The sequence below is a fragment of the Helicobacter vulpis genome (assembly GCF_003660395.1).
Classification (GTDB): domain Bacteria; phylum Campylobacterota; class Campylobacteria; order Campylobacterales; family Helicobacteraceae; genus Helicobacter; species Helicobacter vulpis.
In genome coordinates this window covers 1-24915 of the sequence record NZ_QXQT01000006.1, presented here as the reverse complement: position 1 = coordinate 24915, position 24915 = coordinate 1, and the positions used below count along the sequence as shown (strand labels likewise).

25 protein-coding genes and 1 pseudogene are annotated in these 24915 nt (G+C 46.9%); 11 read left to right on the top strand and 15 right to left on the bottom strand.

Annotation, left to right across the window (positions count from 1 at the left end):
• Positions 1-23: 23 nt before the first annotated feature.
• The 14 genes from fliY to fliI form a co-directional block, all read right to left on the bottom strand.
• On the bottom strand, positions 24-905 hold the full coding sequence (fliY, locus tag EAO38_RS03020) for a flagellar motor switch protein FliY (RefSeq protein WP_205588336.1): 882 nt from the start codon (positions 903-905) through the stop codon (positions 24-26).
• Complete coding sequence (gene fliM / locus EAO38_RS03015; RefSeq protein ID WP_121020992.1) at positions 905-1966, bottom strand: flagellar motor switch protein FliM; 1062 nt, start codon at positions 1964-1966, stop codon at positions 905-907. Before fliM ends, fliY begins: the two co-directional genes overlap by 1 nt.
• A complete protein-coding gene (locus EAO38_RS03010) occupies positions 1959-2669 on the bottom strand; it encodes an RNA polymerase sigma factor FliA (protein ID WP_121020990.1) in 711 nt (236 codons plus the stop codon). Before EAO38_RS03010 ends, fliM begins: the two co-directional genes overlap by 8 nt.
• A complete protein-coding gene (locus EAO38_RS03005; RefSeq protein WP_121020989.1) occupies positions 2659-2970 on the bottom strand; it encodes a hypothetical protein in 312 nt (103 codons plus the stop codon). The genes EAO38_RS03010 and EAO38_RS03005 overlap by 11 nt, the downstream gene beginning before the upstream one ends.
• 9 nt (positions 2971-2979) lie before the next feature.
• Positions 2980-3852, bottom strand: coding sequence for a P-loop NTPase (locus tag EAO38_RS03000; RefSeq protein WP_121020987.1), 873 nt, complete (start codon positions 3850-3852; stop codon positions 2980-2982).
• Positions 3849-5174 carry a flagellar biosynthesis protein FlhF gene (flhF, locus tag EAO38_RS02995; RefSeq protein ID WP_121020985.1) on the bottom strand — a complete coding sequence of 442 codons (1326 nt, stop codon included), beginning with the start codon at positions 5172-5174 and terminating at the stop codon, positions 3849-3851. Before flhF ends, EAO38_RS03000 begins: the two co-directional genes overlap by 4 nt.
• Positions 5171-5587: a 2-amino-4-hydroxy-6-hydroxymethyldihydropteridine diphosphokinase gene (gene folK / locus EAO38_RS02990; RefSeq protein ID WP_268877813.1), complete on the bottom strand. Its 417-nt coding sequence runs from the start codon at positions 5585-5587 to the stop codon at positions 5171-5173. The genes flhF and folK overlap by 4 nt, the downstream gene beginning before the upstream one ends.
• 73 nt (positions 5588-5660) lie before the next feature.
• Positions 5661-6683 (bottom strand): aminopeptidase P family protein, encoded by a 1023-nt coding sequence (locus EAO38_RS02985; RefSeq protein ID WP_121020981.1) that lies wholly within the window; start codon positions 6681-6683, stop codon positions 5661-5663.
• Positions 6680-7183 carry a type II 3-dehydroquinate dehydratase gene (aroQ, locus tag EAO38_RS02980; protein WP_121020979.1) on the bottom strand — a complete coding sequence of 168 codons (504 nt, stop codon included), beginning with the start codon at positions 7181-7183 and terminating at the stop codon, positions 6680-6682. Before aroQ ends, EAO38_RS02985 begins: the two co-directional genes overlap by 4 nt.
• A 37-nt stretch (positions 7184-7220) precedes the next feature.
• Positions 7221-8861: a methyl-accepting chemotaxis protein gene (locus tag EAO38_RS02975; protein WP_121020977.1), complete on the bottom strand. Its 1641-nt coding sequence runs from the start codon at positions 8859-8861 to the stop codon at positions 7221-7223.
• Positions 8862-8866: 5 nt separating this feature from the next.
• Positions 8867-9685: an HpaA family protein gene (locus EAO38_RS02970; protein ID WP_121020975.1), complete on the bottom strand. Its 819-nt coding sequence runs from the start codon at positions 9683-9685 to the stop codon at positions 8867-8869.
• Positions 9686-9756: 71 nt separating this feature from the next.
• Positions 9757-10737, bottom strand: a complete 981-nt coding sequence (locus tag EAO38_RS02965) for an iron-sulfur cluster assembly scaffold protein (RefSeq protein ID WP_121020973.1) — start codon at positions 10735-10737, stop codon at positions 9757-9759.
• A gap of 9 nt (positions 10738-10746) precedes the next feature.
• Positions 10747-11913: a NifS family cysteine desulfurase gene (locus EAO38_RS02960; protein WP_121020971.1), complete on the bottom strand. Its 1167-nt coding sequence runs from the start codon at positions 11911-11913 to the stop codon at positions 10747-10749.
• Positions 11914-12004: 91 nt separating this feature from the next.
• Positions 12005-13318, bottom strand: coding sequence for a flagellar protein export ATPase FliI (gene fliI, locus EAO38_RS02955; RefSeq protein ID WP_121020969.1), 1314 nt, complete (start codon positions 13316-13318; stop codon positions 12005-12007).
• Positions 13319-13402: 84 nt separating this feature from the next.
• On the opposite strand from fliI, the gene tig reads away from it, so the two are divergent.
• From tig to EAO38_RS02905, 10 genes and pseudogenes are all read left to right on the top strand, one after another.
• On the top strand, positions 13403-14704 hold the full coding sequence (gene tig / locus EAO38_RS02950) for a trigger factor (RefSeq protein WP_121020967.1): 1302 nt from the start codon (positions 13403-13405) through the stop codon (positions 14702-14704).
• Between the two features lie 6 nt (positions 14705-14710).
• A complete protein-coding gene (clpP, locus tag EAO38_RS02945) occupies positions 14711-15307 on the top strand; it encodes an ATP-dependent Clp endopeptidase proteolytic subunit ClpP (protein WP_205588335.1) in 597 nt (198 codons plus the stop codon).
• A 2-nt stretch (positions 15308-15309) separates the two neighbouring features.
• On the top strand, positions 15310-15831 hold the full coding sequence (gene def, locus EAO38_RS02940) for a peptide deformylase (protein WP_121020963.1): 522 nt from the start codon (positions 15310-15312) through the stop codon (positions 15829-15831).
• The gene (locus EAO38_RS02935) at positions 15831-17354 is read left to right on the top strand and encodes a YifB family Mg chelatase-like AAA ATPase (RefSeq protein WP_121020961.1); all 1524 of its coding nucleotides are present in this window, start codon (positions 15831-15833) and stop codon (positions 17352-17354) included. Before def ends, EAO38_RS02935 begins: the two co-directional genes overlap by 1 nt.
• Positions 17355-17357: 3 nt before the next feature.
• Positions 17358-19403 (top strand): heavy metal translocating P-type ATPase, encoded by a 2046-nt coding sequence (locus EAO38_RS02930; RefSeq protein WP_121020959.1) that lies wholly within the window; start codon positions 17358-17360, stop codon positions 19401-19403.
• Positions 19404-19412: 9 nt separating this feature from the next.
• Positions 19413-20726, top strand: a complete 1314-nt coding sequence (gene dnaA / locus EAO38_RS02925; protein WP_121020957.1) for a chromosomal replication initiator protein DnaA — start codon at positions 19413-19415, stop codon at positions 20724-20726.
• Positions 20727-21433: 707 nt separating this feature from the next.
• Positions 21434-21571 (top strand): annotated as a pseudogene (locus EAO38_RS09500) (SIR2 family protein); the annotation flags it as partial.
• A 32-nt stretch (positions 21572-21603) separates the two neighbouring features.
• On the top strand, positions 21604-21909 hold the full coding sequence (locus EAO38_RS02915) for a hypothetical protein (protein ID WP_121020952.1): 306 nt from the start codon (positions 21604-21606) through the stop codon (positions 21907-21909).
• 104 nt (positions 21910-22013) lie between these two features.
• Positions 22014-22403 carry a hypothetical protein gene (locus tag EAO38_RS02910; RefSeq protein ID WP_121020950.1) on the top strand — a complete coding sequence of 130 codons (390 nt, stop codon included), beginning with the start codon at positions 22014-22016 and terminating at the stop codon, positions 22401-22403.
• A gap of 124 nt (positions 22404-22527) precedes the next feature.
• The gene (locus EAO38_RS02905) at positions 22528-22998 is read left to right on the top strand and encodes a hypothetical protein (protein ID WP_121020948.1); all 471 of its coding nucleotides are present in this window, start codon (positions 22528-22530) and stop codon (positions 22996-22998) included.
• 267 nt (positions 22999-23265) lie between these two features.
• Here the strand turns inward: EAO38_RS02905 and EAO38_RS09125 are convergent, their stop codons facing one another.
• Positions 23266-23376, bottom strand: a complete 111-nt coding sequence (locus tag EAO38_RS09125; protein ID WP_235852488.1) for a TdeIII family type II restriction endonuclease — start codon at positions 23374-23376, stop codon at positions 23266-23268.
• A 972-nt stretch (positions 23377-24348) separates the two neighbouring features.
• Between EAO38_RS09125 and EAO38_RS02895 the strand changes: the two genes are divergently transcribed.
• A partial coding sequence (locus tag EAO38_RS02895) for a PBECR3 domain-containing polyvalent protein (protein WP_456237297.1) occupies positions 24349-24915 on the top strand: 567 nt, incomplete at its 3' end.

The window sequence follows — 24915 nt, the reverse complement described above, 5'->3', positions numbered from 1 at the left end:
AAGGATAGCTTTTAGGGAAGACTCTAGCTCTCTTTAAGTTGTTCCAAGCGTTCTTTCTTGCTGCCAATGTCAGTGATCTGAATTCCAAAATTGCCATCTATGATCACCACCTCCCCCTTAGCGATGACTTTATCGTCTACTAAAATCTCTAAAGGGTCATTAACCATCTGGTTGAGTTCGATCACGCTCCCAATATCCATAGACACGACATCTTTTAAGATCATTTTCTTTTGCCCGATGCGCACCTTGACATTGAGCTTGATGTCCAAGAGCATGTTGATATTGCGCACTTCTATTTGCTCTAGGTGGTTATTATCCCCCTCTGCGCGTTCGCTCTTGGGTACAACGGGGAGATTGGGCATGGAAGGGGTGTGTCTGATCTTAGAGGTGTTCTGTGGGACAACTTTCTTTTTGAAGAGATCGATGAAAATCCCCCCACAGAAAATAAAAAAGCTAGACTTGATCGTATTGAGCTCAAAGCTAAATTCAAAGCCATCGCTATAGGGGTCGAGCAAAGAAGCGTCCTGAGCGTCCACGGCTTCGCTCACCTCAAAAGAGAGTTTAGGGATCACTTCTTGAGCTTGCAAGGCCGTGGTGAGCGCGCCAAAAATATTAGAACCGATCTCTTTGATCGCGTCTAAATCATCTGTCTCTAAACTCTCCTTGCTCGTCCCTTCGCCTCCTATCATCAGATCGGCCAGCGCGGTGGCCATGGGCACGGGAATGGCCAAAGTGATGGTAACATTGGTTTCGGGCTTAACCTGCGTAACCACAGAAGCGTGCTCTATGAAGATAAAATCCCCTACAGAGATTTCGTTCTTCAATTCTACAGAGGGAGTTTTGCCCAACAACCCGCCTAAAGTAGAAGTACATTCTTGGACAAAGAGTTTTAGAAAATCCTCGATCATTCTTCTTCCTTCCTAATATTGCCAATTTTGATCTTGCGTTGGTTTTCTAGCACCTCTAGTACTTCTTTGACGCGGTCTTTTTCTGTGTAGATCACTTCTTTAATCTTAATTGTCTTGCGATAGCCTTGATAACCCACTGTGGCCAAATAACGTTCTTTTTTGTCAATATTGACCACCACTGTATCGTTAGCGACTTTATTGAGGCGCAAGGTATCCCCTACCACGAGATCCAAGACCTCTTTAAGTGTGAGTTTCACGCTTCCCAAAAAGGCTGAGACATCCACGCTCGCTCCGCCCACTAGAGCTTGCAATTCCTTATTACGACTCTTTTTAGAGCTGGTTTCTGTGAGCATCACATCGCGATTGCCCATTTTAGAGAGAATCCCCTCAATGGAGATCACCGGGTAGCACAGATTCATCATGCCCCGGCTATGCCCGATTAAAATTTCCATCACCACCATGATTACAATTTCATTTTGTGCCACGATTTGCACCACATTCGCGCTTGATTCCTTAGCATCAATAGTGGGGAAAAACTCGGTTACCGGGCTCCAAATATCCTTGAGAATTTGCATCACCTGCTTTAAAATGGTGTCTAATAAATTGAGCTCAATGTCGCTAAATTCGCGAGTTTGATCGTAAGAGCCCCCCTTGCCCCCTAGCAAGCGATCAATCATGGGGAAGACGATACTAGGGTTGACCTCTAAGACTCCTGTACCCCCTACTGGCTTCATAGAAAAGACATTAAAGCTCGTGGGGCTGGGCAAGCTCATTAAAAATTCCCCATAAGTCATCTGATCCACGCTGTGTAGCTGAATTTCCACAATGCTGCGCATGATGGCTGAGATTTGGCTAGAAAGACTGCGTGCCATCTTATCGTGGATGCTTCTAAAGGAGCGCAGTTGTTCCTTGCTCACCCGATTGGGGCGTTTGAAGTCATAAAGGGTGATCTGCTTTTGGGGCATGATCTCCTTTTTCTGAAGGGTATTGACATCCTCAGATTCGTCTACAACCTCTAGGAGAGCATCGATCTCTTCTTGGCTTAAAATATCAGCCATAAGCACCTCCTAAACTAGCGCGGATTTTCTTAATCACTTCCTTGATAATTTGTGAAATTCGAGATTCGGTTACGCCTAAGATTTCTCTAATCTCACCCAAGTGTAGCTCTTCAAAAAAGTAAAGTTGGATAATGAGCTGTTCGCGCTCAGACATGGTTTTTAACACACCATGAATATGGGCGATGAGTTCTTCTAGCTCTAGCTTCGTGCCGATAGTGTCCTGTTCTATGGCATTAAATTGTTCGTCCATAGGTACATGCGCATAAACATCAGAAGCCACCTTGGCTTCTCTAATCTTTTCTATATCTTCCTGCAACACCTCAGCCAAGTAGAGATCATCAGGCTCATGTCCGTGTTCGTTGTAGTATTTGGACACCTCATAGTCAATGCTTTTGATAAGTTTTCTAGAGGCGCGTGAAACCACATCTAAAGATCGTAAATAATCCAGCATTGCCCCATTGACACGGGTTTTAGCATAACCCCAAAAGGAGTCATTGAGAGCGACATCGTAGCGGCGTGCCAGCTTGATTAACTCTTCTGTACCCACCGACACTAGATCGTTAAAATCTACGGTGCTGGGGAGTCGTTCCTTTAAACGGAAAGCCATCGCGCGCACGGCGGGGAGATATTGGATTGCCAAATCGTCCTGTGTGCTTTGGATTTGCGCGTCATAACTGGATTTTTTAAGCACTTTATTGCTCATCGTATTCGTAGTCATGCACATACTTCAAGAGCGCATCTATTTCTTTTTCTCTCTCTACAAATTCCTTGCTAAAAAGCCCCAACTTACGTTCTAGCTCCGCTTTGTTTAAGAAACGTTTGCGTGGATAAATGAAGGTCATAAAGATAGAGGCAAACAAAAGCATGATCATATAAAAACCCGCTGTGGAAACTAGAGTACCAAAGAGTACGTATTCGGGTTTATCAAACTTAATGAGAGAGAGAATAAGCCCGATGAAAAACCCCCCCACGATGGCAAAATTCACAAAGTTATCCACTTTCATGCAACCACCTTATAAGTATTTAAGCAAGCGCTTGAAGAACCCGATAAAATTGTCCTTAGGCGTTTCTAACACATTGTGTTCCATTTTCATGGTTAAAATCTTAGAAACCTGTCCTATGGCAAAGGAAAAGGTGTTAAAGGGTTCACTCTGGCACAAGAGCTTGCGGTTTTTGATGGACTGTCTGAGCGCATTGCTATTTTGGATATAACCTAGATAATTCAAAGTCATGTGTGGGATATTCTCCTTAGCCACGCGCTGAATACCTGTAAAGATTTGCATCGCTTTGTCGGCTGAATCGACCATATTCACCAATACAAAGACATCGTCCTTATTCTTAGAGTTGATTTTAATGGTGGTGTAGGCATCGGTGATAGCCGCCGGGTCCGAAGTGGTGATTACCACCACACAATCGCTTGCGCGCAAGAAAGCTTGGGTAAACTCTCCAATCCCCGCTCCAGTGTCAATAATCATGTAATCTAGATCATCGAGTACATTTTCCTCATCTACAAAACTATCTAAGATCTCTTGGCTCACGTACTTAAAAATCTCTTCCCCACTATCTCCGGGCACCAAGTAAAACCCCTCTTCAAGGCGATAAACCACGTCGTTAAAACGCGCCTCTCCTCTGAGCGCATGCAAGATATTCTTACTGGTTTTGATCCCAAAGATAATATCTAAATTAGCCAGCCCAATATCTGCATCCAAAACGCCCACCTTGTAACCACTTTTAAACAAGCTATAACCTAGATTTGCGCTGATGGTAGATTTACCCACCCCGCCCTTGCCACTGGTAATAGCGACAAACTTGGTCTTGCCTTTTTTGTTGAAAATACTTCTAGGCTCCATGATGTGCTCCAAACCGCTTGCTTGGTTGTGCGTCATACTCTTTTCCTATCCGGGTGGACAAATCCATCCAACATGCAATCCACCAAGTAATCATTACTCGCCACCAATAAATCCATCGGTACTTCCTGTCCGATACACAAGTAGCTAATGGGTTTTTTACTCTCATAAACCAACGAAAACAAATTCCCAAACCCCCGACTCTCATCTAGTTTAGTGAAGATCAAACTATCAATTTCTAGGGGGCTAAAGGCGCTGTAAATATCTTTCAAATCCTCATATTTTGTGGTGAGAGATAACACCAAAGTCGTGTCTATTTTGTAGCCATTTTGCGTAAACTTCCTTAACGCTTCAATTTTCTTTTTATCATGTTGAGAGTGTCCAGTTGTGTCGATCAACACTACATCACAATATTCTAAAGCCTGCATTTCCTTGCTAAAGTCTTCTGAATCCATCACGGTTTCAATGCTGATTTTCATCTTTTTAGCATACCACATGAGTTGTTCCACCGCACCGATGCGGTAAGTGTCTAAGGTTAAAATTCCTACCTTGTACTTCTTGTCTAATAGTTTAGAATAGCGCGCGGCCAACTTGGCCAAAGTCGTGGTTTTACCCACACCCGTAGGCCCCACCAACATCAATATCTTTTTGTAATTAGGGTCTAAACTCTCATGACGACAATAGATCATTTTGCGCAGAACTTCCCTGAAGTAACGTTTCACTGTTACAGAATTTTCGCGCATTTTCACAGGCATCATTTCCAGGCTCAAACGCATGATCTCATCTAGATGGAGCTTGTGCATGCCACTATTCTTGGCCAAGCGGTAAATCTCAGCAAATTCATGAGGAATCACAAAGTTCTGTCCCTTTTCCTCGCTCCATACCATGTTTTGGATGAGCTTGAGATTATCGTTGATCTTATTGAGCTCTCCCTTAATAGAATGCAATCCCACTCCCTCTTTTTCTTTTTTGGGAGGAGGTATTTCTTTTGGGGTGCTCTCCTCTAGGGTACTGGCCTGCACGGGGGTGGGGGGTGGAGCAGGTTGACTCACCCCGGCGAGTTTGCGCATCTCCTCTAGGGTCTTAGAGAGTTCGATGCGCACTTCAGCAGGGGGGGGGTCTTTAGGGCGAGGAGAGGGTTGCAAGGCACTTTCCAAGCGCTCTTGCATATTATTGCTTTTGGGTTTGGAATCCTCTTTGGGTTTGTCCACAGCCACCACCACCTCATAGAGTCCAGGTTCTGTCAAGCTCTTCTTGCGAATCTCTTGGGCTTTCACCACTAAGGCATTATGCCCATGCTCGCTTTGGGCACGTTTAAGGGCTTCGGCGGTGGTTTCACCGCTGTAGGTATAGAGTTTCATGCCCGTCTCCACGCCATGCATTGCAAGATCAAGGGCACGAGCACAGAGGCGCGTCGATTCCACCCTGGATGGGGTAAGGTCAGATAGGACTGCTTGTAGGTCATGTGGTTAAAAAAGAGAATATCGATGTCTAGCGTCCTTGGGGCGTTTTTAAAAGGGCGTCTGCGCGCACGCCCCCAGCGTCTCTCCAAATAAAACACCAATCTAAACAGCTCACACACACCCAACGCCGTACTGAAAGACAAGGTGGCGTTCATAAAATCTCTCTGCTTGGTGTAGCCAAAGGCGGGGTTGATGTACAGAGGTGAGGAACACATCTGCGAAAAGAGGCGATGGCGCGCCAACCACAGCCACAACCCTTCAAAAATTTTCTTAGAATCGCCCACATTGCTCCCTATACCCAAAGTTGCCACATTTCGCAAAGCGCGTACACGCGGACATCTGCCCGGAAAAAAGCGTGTGTAAACCAGTGTGCCACTCACCCCATCAAAGAACCTCAGCCCTAGAGTGCTTGATCACAACCAAATCCTCAATGCGCACTCCATACTGTCCGGGGATATAAATCCCGGGCTCCACAGAAAAGACCATGCCTTCCTCAATGATCGCCTCACTCCTAGGGGAAATAGAAGGCAATTCATGAATGTCTAAGCCAATCCCATGCCCAGTGCTGTGGGAAAAAAACTCCCCATACCCACTTTCTGTAATCACTCCCCGCGCAATGGCATCGATTTCTTTGCCCGTCATGCCTGCGCGCAAATTCTCAATGGTGCTCTCTTGAGCCTTGCGTACCACATCGTAAATCTTTTGCAAAGTCTGATCCTTGAAATGCTGGGTGCGCTCAAAACCAAAATCTTCCCCAAAATAAGCCGTGCGAGTGCGATCGGCGCAGTAACGCTGGTATTTGATTCCCATATCTGCCAAGAGCAAATCGCCCCTTTGCAAGCGCGCCTCTGGGCTGGGTAAAGCATGGGGCTTGGCCGCGTTGGCGTTGATCGCCACAATGGGTTCGAAACTCAAGTCAAATTCCCCATTGCAGGTTAAAAATTCCTTACTTTTAAACTGCAACGCCCTTTCTACATGCCCTTGCGCGTTGGCCACATGGCGCGCAAAACTCTCAAAAGCCTGTACATTCAGTGCTTGCGCACGCTTGAGTAAGGCGATCTCTGCCTCATTCTTGACAACGCGTTGTTTTCTGTGGTAATCGCTCTCCCCCACCAACTCACACCCGCCTAGTCCCGCAGTAAGTCGCTCATAAACCTGTAAACTAATTTGCGCCTTGTCAAAGTAGAGCTTGGGGGTCTTTTGGGCTAATTCGATGAGCTTTGCCCATAAGTCAAAGGTTTCCACGACCTCAACGCCCGCGCACACTCCCGCGCGCGCCTCTAGGGTGTAACGCGCATCGGTGATGAAAAACGCTCGATCTTCTAATTGTAGAAAAATCCCATGGTCGCAACTGTAACCGCAGGCGAAGTATTGGGCGTTTTCATCGGTGGTGAAGTGAGGGTTCAAGCGTTGGCTCCAGGAGTGGGGTTATTTTGGGCTTGATTCTCTTTGATCGCTTTGATCTCGGCCAACACCTGTATCATGGCAATTAGGGCCACGTGGTAGCCATAATGCCCCAGACCTGTTACCACGCCCATACTGGCTGCTCCTGTGTAGCTGGTTTTTCTAAAGTCTTCACGCGCAAAGATATTACTCAAATGTACTTCAATCACGGGCATGTCCGCAAGCATGATCGCATCGGCAATGGCAACAGAAGTGTGCGAAAACGCCCCGGGGTTGATAATAATTCCCTCTATTTCACTCCCCACGCATTCTTGAATGCGATCGATGATCTCTCCCTCAAAATTAGTTTGGAAAAATTCCAATTCTAGATCGCTTTGTTCGTTTTGTTTGGCAAAGTTCTCCAGATTTTCATGGATTTGATCCAAAGTTACAGGACCATAAAGTCTAGGGTCGCGATGCCCCAACATGTTCAAATTAGGCCCCTGAATCACTAAAATTTTCATCAAAACTCCTTAGCGTAAATGTTGGATTATAGCACAATTAGAGCGTAAAATTACGCACGATTTTTTGTAAATCCTGCGCCGTGCGCTCTAGAAAGCGGATTTCTTGGGCGTTCCCACTCATAGAAGTGGCAACTTCATGGGCAATTTGTGCGATCTGCTTGATCTGTGTGGCGATGTTGGCGATGTCTTGGGTTTGACTATTGGAATGTTTTACCACACTCTTAGCGTCTTCTAGCGAGCTAGCAGCTTTGTTGTAAATGGCTTCCAATGCGCCGGACGCTAAATTAGCATGTTCCTGACTCTTGGTAATCTCAACAACCATGTGTTCCATACTGGCCACTGATTTTTTTGTCTCTTCTTGGATCATTTTAATGATGCGATCGATCTCCTGAGTGGCTCCACTAGTGTGTTCGGCTAACTTGCGGATCTCATCAGCCACTACTGCAAAGCCGCGCCCATGTTCGCCAGCGCGCGCCGCTTCAATGGCGGCATTGAGCGCGAGCAAATTGGTTTGATCGGCAATACCCTGAATGAGTTCGGCACTTTGCCCGATATTTTGGGCATGTTTGTCTAGAGATTGGATTTGTTCAGCGCCAGCGCGCGCGCTTTGGGTAATGCCCTCCATGCTCTGCGCGGTGTTATGCACGGCTTCCTTGCCCTTTTGGCTCAATTCCACGCTTTGTAAGGAATTTTCTTCTGTTTGGGCGATGATATTGCTCACTCCCTGAATACTATCTTGGACATAAGTCATGCTCTTGATAAGCTGAGTGGTTAGTTCTTCTTGTTTGTTAGCATTTTCTTGAGAGACACGCGAGAGATTAGAAACCAAAGTGGATTTCACAGAAATGTCATCAGAAGATTGGCCTATCTGCCTGATAATATCCACCATAGAAGTTTGCATCTCCTTAATGGCTTCTAGGGCACTGCCTGTAGAGCACGCGCTAATGGACCTAGAGAGATTGCCCTCGGCAATGGTACACACAATCCTCTTAATAGCGATGGGTTCAGCCCCTAAGGAAGTGTTGATATGGCGCACGATATAGATAGCAACAGCAATCCCTATGGCAAGCGCGGCAAGAGTCAAGGTGATCATCAAGTGGCTAAAACCATTGGCGATCCTCTTAGCTAGCGAAGTGAGCTGCTTATTGAGATTCTCTTCATGGTCAATGAAAGCGTTGATAGCCGCTAACCACTTGATAAAATTTTGGGCCAAGTACTGGTTCAAAAAGTCCGCGGCCAACTGTGTGTTTTGCTTCTTTAGGGCGATGAGTTGTTCAATTTGGGGGACGGCGATGACATCTATAGCATTGATATGGCCATAGAGAGTGCGCTCTTCTTGGCTCACGTGTTGATCATGGGGGTGCGCAAAGAGATTATCCATGGATTCCTTGGCGTGTTTGTAATCGTTGTAGAGTTTGGCAATTAAAGCGATCTGCGTTTCTAAAAACTTAGAATCCCTGGTGATCACCACATCGCGCACGGCAATGGAGCGGTCATGCACAGCTCCGCGCATGTTGATCGCATAGCGCGCCTTCATGGCATTATAATTGGTGATCTCGTTTAGGATATGGTTGATATTGCGCACCCGGGACATCCCGATCACGCTCAAAATCACCATTAAGATGATCACAACTCCAAAGCCCCCATAGAGTTTTGCAGAGATACTCAGGCGATTCATTATAGCTATCTTTTAATCTTCTCTATAGCATTTCTGTAGCGGTTGATATTGGCATCTGTGAGTTCGTCCACCAAAGAACGCATGACTTTGGCGTAGATGTCATTGAGAATCTTGCGGATTGCATCGTCTTTGTTTTTGATCAATTGAGTTTTATCTTCCACGCGGGGCGCATAAAACCCCCCCGAATTGGTGGCGCGGTAACTATAGGTGTGCGTTACCGCTTGGTAATTGCCCACCTCCACGCCAAAATTGTGAATCACCCTGCCCGTTTCTGGTTCAAAGAAATTAAACCACACCGAACCCGAGCTTTGATCTACCATCACATCCAAATTCTGTTTAGCCGGGTCGCTGGTATTCATCTTCACATCCTCAAGCACCCCCACCCAACCGCTCAGATCCAAAACAGCCCATGTTTTGTGTTTCTGTGCCGCCGTGAGAGCGTCTCTTGTGCTAAAGCGCAAGACCTGATAGCCGCGTTTCTGAAAAATCTCTTGGATTTGATCAAGCAGCGCTTCTTGAAACTGCCCGGCATAGGGCTTGAGATTGTCGCTCACCTGCATGTGGGGAAGAAGAATGCCCACGAAGCGATTATTGATGGGCTCTTGAACGATGTTGATGGGGTAGTGAAAATCCAAAAGAGTGTCCCCTGTAATTTGTTTAGGTTGGTGTTTTTTGGTGAATTTTTGCGCAGGCTTAGGGTTAGCGTGCTGGGCAGGTTTGCTAGTTGGAGTTGAAGTTTTAGAAGGGTGCTTGCTAATGAAAAGACAACCCGAAAAGGTCAGGGCGATGCTTGCGAACAAAACCCCCCGCTTGATATCTTGCATGAGAAACCTTCACGTATTAAAATGACAGCTCCATTATAGCACAGATTGAAAACTAACCCCCCTCCACCCCTCTAAATGGGCAAAACGCGGATATGCTCGTCTAGATGTTCTTGCAACACCCCTTCAATGGCGTATAAAGTCCCCGTGGCTGCGCTCGCACATCCATCGCACGCACCCATGTAGCGGATATAGACATCCACAAAGCCTCCGCCCTCCTTGATGTCCAAGATTTCCAAATTCCCCCCGTCCATCATGAGCATGGGGCGGATGTGTAGGTCAATGGTGTGATCGATGGCCTTGACTTTTTGTACCATCGTCATGTCTACAAAGGCTAGGTCTCCACTCAAGGATTTTTGCGCATTCTCTTTTAGGGCTTCAGCCTGCATTTCTGTGCGCACATCTCTGAGAATATCCACTAAATAATGCTCCCTAGCCTCATGCCCACCGGGTTTAACACAGCTCTTACAAAAGCCTCCGGCTTTGGTGTATTGGGTGATCTCCTCCACGCTCTTTAAATCGTTGAGCTTAATCACCTCCTTGATCGTGCCCAAGCTCACCCGCGCACACTCGCACACAATGATCTCACTTTCAAAATCTTCCGGGTTCTTGCCCAAATACTGCCCGGCAGCCTGCTTGATCACATCATAGGCCATCACAGAGCAGTGCATTTTTTGCCCGGGTACGGCAGGTACATCGGGATGATCCCTAAGACTATGTTCTACATCTAAATTTGTGATCTTCACCGCGTCCTGTACCCGTTTGCCCAAACACAGCTCAACCATCATATCCGAGCTAGCAATCGCTGTCCCGCATCCAAAACTCTTAAATTTAGCGTCTACGATCACATCGGTTTTAGGGTCCACCAGCCAATAAAGGCGCACCGCATCCCCGCACGCCTCTGCGCCATAGTCAGCAATAATGAGTTTACCCCCTTTGGCTTGCGCCTCCTCCTGCGTGATGACCCCTAAATGTGTAGGGTTATCCATGCGTCTGCTGACCTCTTTAGAATAGGCATCCCACAACGCCCCACCGAGTAAATTATTCTTTGCCATGCAACCTCCTTAAAACCCATAGGCGCTAGAAATATTGCGCAAGCGTTTCACCGCTTTTCCAAACGCCTCAATCGTGTAGTCAATTTCCTCTGCCTTGTTAAAACGGCTCAAAGAAAAGCGAATCGCAGTGTGAGCGAGCTCTTTATCCGCACCAATGGCAACCATCACCGGATTAGCCTCTAAATCCTCGCTCGCGCACGCGCTCCCCGTAGAAGCGGCGATATTGGCGCGATTCAAATCCCAAAGCATTGCCTCGCCCTCGATCCCGCGTACACTCACTAAAGTCGTATTGGGCACGCGATATGTGCGATCCCCAATCACAAAAACATCTCGAATACTCAAAAGCGCGTCTTCAAGTCTGTTGCGCAAATCCCCTACAACCTTTTCTTCATAATCCAAATGCTCTTGAGCCAAGCGCATTGCCTCGCCCATGCCCACAATATAGGGCACATTCAAAGTTCCGCTACGCCGTCCGCGCATGTGCTCTCCACCATGCAAAAGCGGGGTGAGTTCTACGCCTGAGCGGATGTAAAGCCCTCCGATCCCTTTGGGTCCATGGAATTTATGCGCTGAAAAAGAGAGAAAATCCACATGGGCTTTTTGTACATTGACCGGGATTTTGCCAATGGCTTGCACCGCGTCCGTGTGGAAGAGCACACCCTTTTGCTTGCACACTTCTCCGATCTGCTCAATGGGGAAAATCAAACCTGTTTCGTTATTAGCCCACATCACGCTCACTAAGGCGGTTGCGTCTGTGATGGCTTCTTTAACCTGATCTGCACTGATAGTGCCCTGCGCGTTAATGGGCAGGTAGGTAACTTCCATCCCCACACTTTCTAAAAACTCACAAGTGGCCTGTACGGCGGGGTGTTCCACTTCGGTAGTGATGATGTGATTCTTCCCCCGCTTGAGATACGCGTCAAAATACATGGACTTGAGTACCCAGTTATTGCTTTCTGTGGCGCAGGAAGTGATGATAATATCGTCCTCATTGCGCGCGCCCACGCCCGCGTAGAGCTTATCAAAAGCGTCTAAGATTGCTGGGTGGGTCTCTGTGCCAAATTTGTGTAAAGAATTGGGGTTACCATATTGAGCACCAAAATAAGGTGCCATTAGGTTCTCTACGGCAGGGTCTACTTTAGTGGTGGCATTATTGTCTAAATAAACACGTTCCATGAAGTCTCCTAATAAAAAATGGGATTGGAAAAAAGATAGAATTGAATTCTCATGGCAATTCCCGTATACCACGCTATCCTTTAACACAATCTTAAGATTCTTGCATGAGTGCGATCAATTGGGAAATACTGGCCGCACTTTGTATAATTTCTTCCTCCTCTTGGAACATAAAGGCCTCCATGCCCGCTTTTTTAGCGATCGCCTCGTCCAAATCCGAATCGAAGCCCTGTTGGTAAGATCCGATGCGAATCAACACCTCATTTTCTTTGAGCAGGGCGTAAAGTTTGCGGAATTTACGCGCAGCGAGCATGTGCGCTTGTGCGCTCACTTCTCTACTCACCCTAGAGGCAGAGTTTAAAATGTTGATGGGAGGGTAAATGCCATGATCGGTCAACTCTCTACTGAGTACAATATGCCCATCTAAAATACTGCGTGCCTGATCGGCAATGGGGTCTGAGAGATCATCGCCCTCCACTAAGACGGTGAAAAATGCTGTAATGCTGCCCTTGTTTTTCTCTTTACCGGCACGCTCCATTAGTTGGGGGAGTAGAGTTAGAGCAGAAGGGGGGTAGCCTTTGCTAGTGGGGGGCTCGCCCATGGCTAGGCCTATCTCGCGCTGTGCCATCGCAAAACGGGTGATCGAATCCATCATAAACAACACATCATGCCCTTGGTTTTTAAAATACTCCGCCACACTCATCGCACAGAACGCGCCGTATTTGCGCATCAGAGGCGAATCATCGCTAGTGGCGACCACCAATACCGTGTTTTCTAAATTGCCTTGTAAATTTTTATGAATAAACTCTGGGATTTCGCGCCCGCGCTCCCCAATGAGGGCGATCACCTTGATAGGCGCGCTGGATCCGCGCACCACCATACCCATCAGTGTGGATTTGCCCACCCCACTCCCTGCAAAAATACCCAATTTCTGCCCCTTGCCACAGGTGAGCAGGGCATCGATGCTTTTAACCCCCACGCCAAACATTTCATCGATCACGCCCCGATCTAAGGGCTTCATAGGCTCTACCATCACGGGCGCAAACGCGTTTGCACGCACAAAGCCTAGCCCATCTAAGGGGTTGCCCAGCGGATCGAGTACGCGCCCTAGCAAACCCTCCCCCACTGGGAAACTCAAACCTTCTTTGACAAAGAGCACGCGATCCCCTACCTTGCACCCCTCCACAAAGGAAAAGGGTGCAAAGCCAAATTGGTGTTGCTCCACCACCACCACCATGCCCAAACATTCCTTGCCATCAGCGCGTTCCACTTTCACCACATCGCCCACGGAGGGCAAAAAACCTTGCACGAAGACCATGTTAGGTAAAATCTTACAAACCATGCCATAGCGTGGCGAGAGATCGCGACTGAGCTGTAGACGGGCTCTGAGCACTTCTAAAGAAGACATGATCCTCCCAAAGCTTTATTGTGAATTAACCCATATTTGGCTAGAATGGCCCCTTTATTATACTCAAACTCAAAGGAGTTATGGATGGATTTAGAAACCAAAAAGCTAGATGGAGCCAACGCGCGCATCTACGCCAAGCCCTCCATGCAGGATTTTGAAGAGAAATCCAACAAAATTGCCCAGAAAATTGCCAAAAATACCAAGCTAGATGGCTTTAGAAAGGGCAAGGCCCCTTTGGAGATCATCAAGCAACGTTATCAGGGTCATATTGAGCAAGAATCCCAAAAGGAGTTGCTAGACTCAGTCTTGCAAGCGGGGGTGAAAGCCCTAGCACTCACCCCCCAAGAGATGATAGGTAATCCGGCAGTTTTTAAGTTCACCAAAGAGCACACGCATTTTGAGATCGAACTTAGAATTGGGCTCAAACCCGCCATTGATCTTTCGAGCGTGGAGACTTGTATCCCTGATTTCTCCATTGCGCAGATCAGCCAAAAACAAATCCAAGAACGCTTGGAATTGCTAGCCAAGGAACGATCGACTTTTTCAGATGCGCCAGAAGGCAGTGCTGTAACCAAAGGGCATGGTGTAGTGATAGATTTTGAAGGTCTTTTAGACAACCAACCCTTTGAGGGCAATCAAGCGCAGAACTTTGCCCTCATTGTGGGAGAAGGGCGTTTATTAGAAGGTTTTGAAAAAGAGTTGGTGGGCATGAAAGTGGGCGATGAAAAATATTTTTCTGTAACTTTCCCCAAGGACTACAGCAATGCCACTTTGGCGGGTAAGGAAGTCTCTTTCCATGCCAAACTCCACAAAATCCAAATCCGACAAATCCCTGAGATCGACGATGCGTTTGTCAAGGCTGTACTCAACCAAGAAAAAGAGCCCACTTTGGAATTGCTTCAAGAGAAGATCAAAGAACAATTGTTTTTAGAAGCCAAAACCAAGCTCTATAATCAAGAGCTAAAAGAACAGCTTATCAACAAGCTAGATGAGACTCTTAATTTTGATTTGCCCAGCACCATTGTAGAGCAGGAGATGGATCTCTGCTTGCGCCAATCCTTGCAAAACATGCCCGCAGAAGAGATCAAGCACCTTCAAGAAAACCCCTCAAAATTGCAGAAGAAACGCGAAAGCTTTAGAGAAAATGCGCTCAAAAGTGTGAAGATAACTTTCATCATAGACGCTCTAGCCAAGCAAGAAAAAATTGAAGTGCAGGATAATGAGGTCTTCCAGACACTTTATTACGAAGCCATGATGACTAACCAGAACCCCCAACAATTCATTGATTACTACCAAAAGAACAATATGCTACCGGCTGTCAAAATGGCGATGATTGAGGATCGCGTGCTCACTTTTTTGCTTGACAAACATTTAGCCAACGATTAAGGAGATATTTTGAATTATATTCCCTATGTCATTGAGAAAACCGGGCGCGGAGAGCGCAGTTACGACATTTACTCTAGACTGCTCAAGGATCGCATCGTCTTGCTCAGTGGGGAGATCAACGATGCGGTGGCTTCTAGCATTGTGGCGCAGTTGCTCTTCTTAGAGGCTGAAGATCCCGAAAAGGATATTAATCTTTATATTAATTCGCCCGGAGGTTCTGTAACTAGCGGCTTTAGCATTTATGACACCATGAACTACATCCATCCGGATATTTGCACCATCTGCATCGGGCAGGCCGCTTCGATGGGGGCGTTTTTACTCAGTTGTGGCACCAAGGGCAAACGCTTTTCTCTGCCCCATTCGCGTATCATGATTCACCAACCCCTAGGGGGCACACAGGGGCAAGCAGCCAACATCGCCATCTACACCAAAGAGATCTTGCGCCTAAAAGATTTGCTCAATCAAATCATGGCGACTAACACCGGCCAGCTTTTAGAAAAGATCGAGCAGGACACCGATCGCGATTTTTTCATGAGCGCGTTGGATGCTAAAGAATACGGGCTCATAGATGAGGTGTTGGTGAAGAGTTCCAAACAGGCTTAAAAATGGCAGTGTTAGAAATCTTACAATACCCTAATAAAAAGTTGCGCGCGCGCTCCAGTGAAGTACATGTCTTTGATTCAACATTGCATACACTCTTAGAGGACATGCATGAAACCATGCTCGCGCGCAAGGGCATCGGTTTAGCCGCCATTCAGGTAGGCATTCCTAAACGCATTCTCATCATCAACTTACCTCAAGGAGAGGAAGGAACCCAACACCCAGAAGATTGCCTAGAGATTATCAATCCTGTGATCACGCATACAGAGGGGAGTATTCTTTGGCGTGAGGGCTGTTTGTCCGTCCCAGAGTTTTACGAAGAGATCGAACGGCATGCTAATCTTACTCTGGCTTACCAAGACCGCCACGGGGAATCGAAAATGTTGCAAGCTAGCGAACTTTTGAGTGTGGCGATCCAGCATGAGATCGATCATCTCAATGGGGTTTTATTCGTGGACAAGCTCTCCATGCTCAAGCGTAAAAAATTTGAAAAGGAATTTAAAAAAGCCCTCAAGAGTGAGGGCTGATGCGCGCGCGCGTGCATGTGAATACGCTCTATTGTGCGACCATGCGTGGCGCGGGTGCCAAGATTGTACAAGTAGAGGGGAGTTTCACGCGCGCCCTGCCTGCTTTTGTGATCGCTGGGTTGCCCAATAACGCCATTCAAGAATCTAAACAGCGCGTGCAGGGCGCACTCCAAAATAATGGCTTTGCCTTCCCGCCCCTGAAAATCACGATCAATCTCTCCCCCTCCGATCTGCCCAAAAGCGGGAGTCATTTTGACTTGCCCATGGCGCTCTTGGTCGCTTTACAAAAAAATCCTCTCAAGCACACTTGGTTTGCCTTTGGAGAATTGGGTTTAGATGGCAAAATCAAGCATAGCGACACCATTTTTCCTATGCTCTTAGACATCGCCCTGCAAGCCCCCAACGCTCATGTACTCGTACCACAGACCGGACAAGAACTCTTGAGCCTGATCCCCAATTTACACCTGCACTTTGTAGAACATCTAAACCAAGCCCTAGAGATCATCACCCAAGACACCCAACCACCCCACACGCACGCCCCCAAACTGCCCTTTGAGAGTTTGCAAATTGATCACACTCCCTATTATTACTTGCAAGATTTTGCCCTAGATTTTAGCGATGTGAAGGGGCAAGAACACGCCAAACACGCCGCGCTTATCGCGGCAAGTGGCATGCACAATGTGATCTTTGAAGGGAGTCCGGGCTGTGGGAAGAGCATGATTGCCAAGCGCATGCGCTACATTCTGCCCCCCAGCACTTTGGACGAAATGATCACTTCTACCAAATTGCGCATTTTAAGCGATCAAGAAAGCGCCTACACACCTCTGAGAAATTTTAGAAACCCCCACCAAAGCGCGTCAAAATCCAGCATTCTAGGCTCTACTCAGGCAAATAACCCCAAGCCCGGGGAGATCGCATTGGCGCACAATGGGATTTTATTCTTTGATGAACTCCCCCACTTCAAAAGAGATATTCTAGAAGCCTTGCGCGAGCCGATGGAAAATGATCAATTGGTGATCTCTAGGGTGGCTAGCAAGATCACCTATGAGACTTCTTTTCTCTTTGTGGGGGCGATGAATCCCTGCCCTTGCGGGAATTTGATGGATAATTTTAAGGTCTGCCGTTGTCTAGAAAGGGATATTCTCGCCTATCAAAGCCGTTTGAGCGCGCCTTTTTTGGAGCGCATCGATCTCTTTGTGCAAATGAGTCCCACAGACGCGCAAGCCAAAAGCACGCTAGATTCTGCACAGATGCACCAACAGGTCTTAGAAGCCTTTAAAATGCAAAAATCTAGGGGGCAAGCCCGTTTGAATGGCAAGCTGAACGAACAAGAGATCGCACAATTTTGCCTTTTGGACTCCCAAGCTACGCAAATATTGGATCAAGCAATTTTGCGCTATGGATTCTCTGAGCGCGCCATCAACAAGATGAAGAAAGTGGCGCGCACCATTGCCGATTTAGCAAGCTGTGCTACTATCCAGAAAGCCCACATGCTCAAGGCACTCCAATTTAGAAAGGTTTAAGCCATGCAGAAATACCACTTCAAGGGGCTAGATTGCCCTGATTGTGCCAATAAACTAGAAAGCGCGCTCAATAAACAAAGCTATGTCCAAGAAGCGCGCGTGATCTTTAACACCAACACGCTTTATTTAAAAGCCCATGACATGCCCAAAGCCCTAGCACTCATCAAACAGCTAGAGCCAGAAATGGAGCTCTCTGAGCAAGCCCAAAGCGAGTCTAGACCCAGCGCGACACCCCTACTCATTAGCATCGCGTTCTACTTGATAGCCGTAGCGACCATCCACTTTAGCACCCAAAATTGGGCGCTTTATTTAAGTTACGCCATCTTAGTTGGGGTGTATGTGGTGGCGGGCAAAGATGTCTTTTTGGGCGCGTTGCGTGCCATTAGAAACAAACAATTCTTTGATGAAAACACGCTCATGCTCAGTGCGACCATCGCCGCCTTTGGGGTGGGTGCGCATGAAGAAGCCGTGTCTATTATGGTCTTTTACTCCGCAGGGGAGTTTTTACAACAACTCGCCATCGCGCGCTCTAAGCAATCTTTGCACGCGCTCTTAGATGTCGCGCCCAATCGTGCGGTGCGCAAGGTGGGGCAGGAAATGCAAGAGGTCGAGCCTAGCGCGCTCTCTATTGGCGATGTCGTAGTGGTCAAGGTGGGGGAGAAGATCCCCACGGATGGCGTGGTGCTCAGTGGGGAGAGTCTGCTAGATCAAAAAGCCCTCACAGGCGAATCCTTGCCGGTCAATGTCAAGGAACATAGCGCGGTGCTAGGGGGAAGTATCAATCTTAAAGGGGTGCTAGAAATCCAAGTGAGCAAGCCCTATGCGGATTCTTCGGTGGCTAAGATTGTGGATTTGGTTTCTAATGCGGTGAGTCAGAAATCTCAAACCGAGAAATTCATCACCACCTTTGCGCGTTATTACACCCCCGCTGTCTTTGGCATCGCCTTGCTCATCGCCTTTATCCCCCCCTTGCTAGGGCATGGGGACTTTAACACTTGGATTTATCGCGGGCTCTTTGCCTTGATGGTGAGTTGCCCATGCGCGTTGGTGATCTCTGTGCCCTTGGGGTATTTTGGGGGCGTGGGGGCGGCTAGCCGCGCGGGGATTTTGGTAAAAAGCGTGCAAACTTTAGAGGCGCTCAGTCAGGTGAAAAATATCGCTTTTGACAAGACGGGCACTTTGAGCAAGGGAGAATTTAAAGTGGTAGATGTCGTGCCCATCGCCCCCTTCTCTAAAGAAGAGGTGCTAGAACACGCCTCTTGTGCGCAGATTCTCTCCACCCACCCCATTGCCATCTCTATTCAAAAAGCTCACAAACGCCAATGCCAGCATGAAATTGAGGACTATCAAGAGATCGGCGGGCTTGGAGTCAAGGCTAGTTGCCACTCTCACCTCATCATCGCGGGCAATGATAAAATGTTGCACAAATACAATATCCCCCACAACACCTGCAGTTTAGAGGGCACGATCGTGCATGTGGCTGCCAATGGGCAACATGTGGGCTATATTGTGGTGGCAGACACGCTCAAAGATAATGCTAAAGAATGCCTAGATGCGCTCAAGCATGCGGGCATTGAACACATGTGTATTATGAGTGGGGACAATGAGTACAGCACCAAGCGCGTGGCTAAAGCGCTTGATTGCCCCTATTACGCCAATCTCTTGCCTGAGGACAAGCTCAAAGCCTTTGAAGATTTTCAAGCCCAATACCCCCATAAGAGCATGTTTGTGGGCGATGGGATCAACGATGCGCCCACTTTGGCGCGTGCGGATGTGAGCATGAGCATGGGGAGTGCGAGCCAAATTAGCAAGGAGAGTGCGGACATTGTGATCACTAATAACGCCTTGGAATCCGTGCTCAAAGTCTTTAAAATCGCCAAGAAGACCAAGCGAATCATCATTGAAAATATTGTCTTTGCCTTAGGGATCAAGGCGCTTTTCATCGTGCTGGGCTTTTTTGGCATCGCCACTTTATGGGAAGCGGTCTTTGGAGATGTGGGCGTAACCTTGATCGCCCTAGCCAATTCTATGCGCACCATGCGCATTTAAAGAGTGGCTTTGATCGAGCAAATTTGGGAGGCGCTCAAATTGGGCGTGAGCGAATACGAATTCAACACCTATATGCAACTTTTAGACTATGACGCGCACGCCTCCAAAGCCGATCTCTTTGTCTTTTACGCGCCCAATGTGTTGTTATGCCATTATATCAGCGCGAAATACCGCACGCTTTTAGAAAACACGATCGGCGCGCACAAGGGGTATAAAGTGCAGGTGCAGGTGCGCCCTAAAAGCCAACAGCAACACACCCCCCCTAAACCCTTAAATCTAGCTAAACACAACCCCACCCTCAACCCCGCCTTTTGCTTTGAAACTTTGATCGTGGGCGCGTGTAACCAAATGGCGGTCAAAATCGCCACCCAAGTAGCGCGCGCTAGGGGGGTGTATAATCCTGTGTTATTTGTGGGGGGGGTGGGTTTGGGCAAAACCCATTTGCTCAACGCCATTGGCAATTACGCCTGCGATCAGCTTAAAAGTGTGCTCTATGTTACAGCCGAGCAATTTCTCAATGATTATGTGTCTGGGCTCAATAGCCATAGCATGGATAAATTCCAAGACAAATACCGCTCTTGTGATTATCTCTTGATTGACGATGTGCAATTTTTTGGCGGTAAAGAAAAGGTACAAGAAGAATTTTTTCACACCTTTAACGCCCTGCATGCCCAAAACAAGCAGATTGTGATGAGCTCAGACAAGCCCCCTAAGGATATTAAAGGTTTAGCCGAGCGACTCCTCTCGCGCTTTGAAATGGGTATGATTGCTAGCGTGCATCCCCCCACCCTAGAGACAAAGCTGGCGATTATTGAGCAAAAATGCCAACTAGACAAGATAGAAATCCATCAAGAAGTCTTACACTATCTAGCGAGCCATCTCAATGAGAATATCCGCCAGATTGAAGGTACTCTCTTGCGCCTCAGCGCGAGGGCTGCCCTCAGTCACCAACCTATCACCTTGCAAATGGCACAAAGCATAGTGCAAGAAACTACCAAAGAACGCGCTCAAGAGATCAGTCTAGAGCGCATTTTAAGAGTGGTCGCTTCTACTCTCAATCTCAAACCCTCCGCCATTCAGAGCAACGCACGCACGCGTCAGATCAGTTTGGCTAAAAAGAGCGTGATTTATCTAGCCCGCCAGCTCACCCCCCACTCTAGCATCACCATCGCACAATTTCTAGGGCTTAAAGACCATAGCGCGGTGAGCAAATCCTTAAAACTAATGCAACAGGCCATGCTTGAAGATTCTCAGAGTAAATTACTTTTAGAAGAGATGGCGCACAAACTCCAGGCTATGGAATGTGAGAGAGGCAAAAGCTAGTACGAGAGCTAGAGGTGCGTAGCGCAAAGTTTGGGGATTATGGATATTGCTAAAGATTCCCAACATCCAGTGCATCCATTTCACACAAAAAACACGTCCATAGCATCGCGATCGCTAATAGCAAAAGTGGTAGGTTCTAGAAAAGCCAAGCTTGCATGCCTTGTTATCCGTGTAGGGGCTTGGTGGTGAGCGTGCGCTCATTCGCGTTGTATATTTTACAAAGCTGATCTGCACAATTATCTTTAGAAATTAGTATTTGGATTGGTTTAGACTTAACAATGTTTAAGATTAAAGCCGTTGTAAGCGGTTTAGAATTATTTTCTACCGTCCTACTGTGATCCACGATCTTTACTGGATATTGATTCTTTCTATGTCAACTCCATGCTATTGGATCGGTTATCAGATAACACATGGCAATCGACGCAGGGTGTCATTGATATACGAAATTGTTTTTATCATGCTCAAAAAGGGATTGTTTTCAATAAGGATGGGGTATATGTTTGATTTTTGTGATACAAGAGAAACTATATCTAGCGAGATTTACGAACCCCTCTTCCTAATAAAGGATTTCCATGCTCACCTTCCTAGTCCGCCATTATGTAGATCATGGATATATACCTTTATTCTTTGCGTACCTTGCCAAGATGAAGACATGCTCGATCAAGGGAATTGTGTTAGAATGGAAAGTGTACTTGGAAGGGAGCTTAATGACACGCGATCAACATCAGATCCTTATTGAAGCATCCCTAGAAAATATCAGAAAAGCCCACAATGAAAATTATTTAAGTATTTTTGCCGATGCTGGAATCAGTGCTGATTCTGGTTTGCCAAAGTGGAGGGAATTGAGTCGAAGGGTTATGTCAGTGAGCTGGAGGGTGTGGAGGCGATCAAGACAACCCAAGATGCCGAAATTTTAAACGCATTGTGTGGGGTCTTTGGGATTGAGGCAGATTTAGAAACGATTAATGCCATTTTAGAAGACCATGAGCACGCCAAAGAGCAAGAAAAGACAAAAGCCGAAATGAGAGAAACATTACAAGCCGAAATTAAAGCACAACAAAAAGCCTTAATCCCCATTGCCACGCAACAACAAGCCCTAGTCCCTCTAACAGCGCAAAATGCTCTAGTTACCCCCCCCCCCCCCCCCTCACACAGCCCACGCCCAGCTTTAAAGATTATCTAAAGTCCTACACCGCCCTTAAAAACAAACTCTTCAACGCCCAAACTTTAGAAGAGGGCAAGGACGCTTTAAGGGAGCTCATCCACGATTACGCCAAATTGTTGGAGATGGATAAACTCAACATTGCGGCGGTGTTGCATGCAGAGGCTAAATTGCATCTAATGAGCGAGTATGGCTATGATAGAAAACCAAAGATTGCACCCCTTTTGTGGATGTGCTTTTTAGTGCATTTTTGGGGGTTCAAGTGGGCTAACTGCGCTTACCAAATGCATGTAGGTTTTAATGAGCTATTCCCTTGTCCTTCCATTCGTGATGGCGACAACAGATTTGACCCCTTTACACATTTTACGAAAAAGGTTCATGTGTTTGATAAGGTGGTTTGTGTGCGAAAAGAATACACCGAGAACAATAAGGGAGAACATTACATAATCAACTCTTACGACTTAAAAACAAACTTAGCAATTAAAGATAGGGGCAAACAAGAGAATTCTGCTTGATCTTTGGTCTGATGGGGGCTTTTACCTGCTTAAGGGAGCGGCAGAAATCCGCTATTGCCATTGGAGTCATGAAACTCAAAGCACCACCCTATCTTACATAGAACTCGACCTTTAAGGACACACCATGACCCCCACAAATTTAGCCCAACAACTCCAACAACTCATAGACACCCATGCCCCTATTCTCTACATGCCATGCCAAGATAAGGACGCGCTAGATAGCTTGATTGCACAAATCAGGGGAAGCAGAGAGTGCCTAGAATTTGATCACGCCTTAGGCACGCTAGACTTTGCCACTAAAAGACCCTTAAAGCCAGATAAGCCCCAAGACCTAGAGAGCTTTTTAAAAGACAACTCCGATCGCCCCTTTGATCAAGAACTCTTTATTGTGCTCAAAGACATCGACCAACAGCTAGAACAAGAGCCCAAAGTAGTCGCCCTTTTGCAACGCATGGCACGCAATATCTTAAGCAAAGAGGATTACAGCGCGACTATCTTTATTTTCTCTAGCCATTTAGGCACGCCCAACATTCCTAAAGAACTAGAAATTTACACCCGTGTTAATATTTACTCCCTTGCAAAGTGCAGGTCTTAGTCTAAAAATTTCTTAAAGTACAAATCGATCTCTTCTGACATCTGTACACCAACTTCTTCAAAACACTCCAAGAGCATGACATAATTCTCCTCTCTCCCTACAAAATCCCATTTTTTCTAACCGCAGATCTACACTTGTGGGTCTGATTTCAAGAATTTTAGCGGTTTCAAATCGCTTGTCTGGTTTGAGAGTCGCCGTTTCCAGTTGATTCATCATGTCTTAGATCGCTTGCTGGGCTCCTTGGGTGATTTTGTCCCCCGCTTCGCTTTATAACGTTGCGCTGTCAAATTGGGTGCGTCCTAGTGTCTTTGCCACCGATTCAAATATACTTGAGCTAAAGTTTGTACTTAAACCGTGGATAAAGCTATACAAAGCCATTCTGTCTTTGCCTAAAAGTCTCGTATGGGGGCATATGGCTTGTTTCTAGCTGATAATTTTGGAACTTCTTGTGCAAAACATGCACCAAGATCTTTTTTATGCGTTGTTTGGTTTCTTATTGGATTGGCATTTGGTATTGTCTTTGAGATGGAAGATGCTTTCGTGATAACCCCGTGTGTCCTTTTCGCTCCGGTTCATCACGGGCCGGTTGTAACATCGGACAATGTACATGCCCGCAAGTTTAGCAATACGCGGGTAGAAATGGAATTTATCATTAGCCACTAAGAAGACATTATAATCCGATTTTAAAAGTTTCTTGGTATTTTTAAGAATCTGGCGATGCCATGGACATGCTCTCCTTGCGCGATTTTGCTCTGCCTTGCTTGCATCGCTCCAATTTCTAAGTGATCTTGGTGTTTTAGAGAAAAAAGTTCATGGGCATAAGCGTGCTATTCGTGATAATCTGTGAGCCCCACATAGGGCAGTGAGCTAAAGATGCCGGCAATTTTTGTGTGCCAATCAAGTGGGCAAGGTCCTTATTGTGCTCAGAAACTTCCGCCATCAAATTCACACCACAAGCATCGGCCTGTACACATGAAGAAAAGCAACCGCTCCGCACCAGCTAGTCCAGCGCACCGATTTTGACAACGCCACCAAAGCCCTCATCAGAGAGATCGAGGGGGGTTACCTCCAGATGATGGAGGCTCGGGAGGGTAACTAGGGGGCAGGTTAGAGGAGAGCGAAATACCAGAACCCACTCCAGCAGGAGGAGGCAAGGGGGGAGAACCGCCTAAGGGCAATGATGCGCATACGGGCAAAGAGGGAGATGAAGGGGATGGGGGGAAATCAGGGAATGGCGATGGTGATGGGGAACTTATTAGCAAAACCACGCCCACACGCAAAGCCACTAAGGAGGATTTAACAGAAGAATTTTTAGAAGAAGTTAAAAGACGCAAGAATGATAAGGTTTGGGTGGGGGATTTAACAAACCCCCAAATTATCCAACATCTAGGCTTTGACCCCAATAAGCCGATTAAAATGCTCTTTGATGGGGACGCTTTAACGCACATTGAAAAAAGACATGGAGAGGGGAGTCCTTTAGTTGAAAGTAGTGGGCAACCAGCGGTCAAATTGGAAGATATCCAAAACTACCCCGACATTGTGAATCATGCGGATTTGATGAGGGTAGAGGACACGCCTAAGGGCAAGTATCTTTTAGTCGGCAAGCAAATTAACGGGTATATGGCAGTGGTGGAGGTGATAGGTACAAAAAACAACCAATTAACCCTAAAAACGATGTACAAAGAACATGGGAAACTAGAGAATGCAAAGGAGTTTAAAAAGTCCATCAGTAACCACGATGTGGCGGATTCACGCCCGTTAAATACGGGTGATTCCTTAGATACTGCTATGGACTTGGGCAAGGATACCACATCCCCCCTTAAGAGTCAAGCCCAAACCCTCTACACCCAAGCCCAAGAGCAAGAGGGTGGGTTTAGGGGGTTATTGGAGGGTTTGAAAACTACTAGCAACACAATA

Excerpts from the sequence above, each read along its gene's own strand:
- tig (WP_121020967.1), top strand. The coding sequence starts at position 13,403 with ATGGATTTAGAAACCAAAAAGCTAGATGGAGCCAACGCGCGCATCTAC.
- flhF (WP_121020985.1), bottom strand. The coding sequence starts at position 5,174 with ATGAAACTCTATACCTACAGCGGTGAAACCACCGCCGAAGCCCTTAAA.
- EAO38_RS03010 (WP_121020990.1), bottom strand. The coding sequence starts at position 2,669 with ATGAGCAATAAAGTGCTTAAAAAATCCAGTTATGACGCGCAAATCCAA.
- EAO38_RS02970 (WP_121020975.1), bottom strand. The coding sequence starts at position 9,685 with ATGCAAGATATCAAGCGGGGGGTTTTGTTCGCAAGCATCGCCCTGACC.
- EAO38_RS02930 (WP_121020959.1), top strand. The coding sequence starts at position 17,358 with ATGCAGAAATACCACTTCAAGGGGCTAGATTGCCCTGATTGTGCCAAT.
- EAO38_RS02910 (WP_121020950.1), top strand. The coding sequence starts at position 22,014 with ATGGATAAACTCAACATTGCGGCGGTGTTGCATGCAGAGGCTAAATTG.
- fliM (WP_121020992.1), bottom strand. The coding sequence starts at position 1,966 with ATGGCTGATATTTTAAGCCAAGAAGAGATCGATGCTCTCCTAGAGGTT.
- aroQ (WP_121020979.1), bottom strand. The coding sequence starts at position 7,183 with ATGAAAATTTTAGTGATTCAGGGGCCTAATTTGAACATGTTGGGGCAT.
- def (WP_121020963.1), top strand. The coding sequence starts at position 15,310 with ATGGCAGTGTTAGAAATCTTACAATACCCTAATAAAAAGTTGCGCGCG.
- EAO38_RS02960 (WP_121020971.1), bottom strand. The coding sequence starts at position 11,913 with ATGGAACGTGTTTATTTAGACAATAATGCCACCACTAAAGTAGACCCT.
- EAO38_RS02935 (WP_121020961.1), top strand. The coding sequence starts at position 15,831 with ATGCGCGCGCGCGTGCATGTGAATACGCTCTATTGTGCGACCATGCGT.
- EAO38_RS09125 (WP_235852488.1), bottom strand. The coding sequence starts at position 23,376 with ATGGCTTTGTATAGCTTTATCCACGGTTTAAGTACAAACTTTAGCTCA.
- EAO38_RS02965 (WP_121020973.1), bottom strand. The coding sequence starts at position 10,737 with ATGGCAAAGAATAATTTACTCGGTGGGGCGTTGTGGGATGCCTATTCT.
- fliI (WP_121020969.1), bottom strand. The coding sequence starts at position 13,318 with ATGTCTTCTTTAGAAGTGCTCAGAGCCCGTCTACAGCTCAGTCGCGAT.
- EAO38_RS03005 (WP_121020989.1), bottom strand. The coding sequence starts at position 2,970 with ATGAAAGTGGATAACTTTGTGAATTTTGCCATCGTGGGGGGGTTTTTC.
- EAO38_RS03000 (WP_121020987.1), bottom strand. The coding sequence starts at position 3,852 with ATGACGCACAACCAAGCAAGCGGTTTGGAGCACATCATGGAGCCTAGA.
- EAO38_RS02905 (WP_121020948.1), top strand. The coding sequence starts at position 22,528 with ATGACCCCCACAAATTTAGCCCAACAACTCCAACAACTCATAGACACC.
- EAO38_RS02975 (WP_121020977.1), bottom strand. The coding sequence starts at position 8,861 with ATGAATCGCCTGAGTATCTCTGCAAAACTCTATGGGGGCTTTGGAGTT.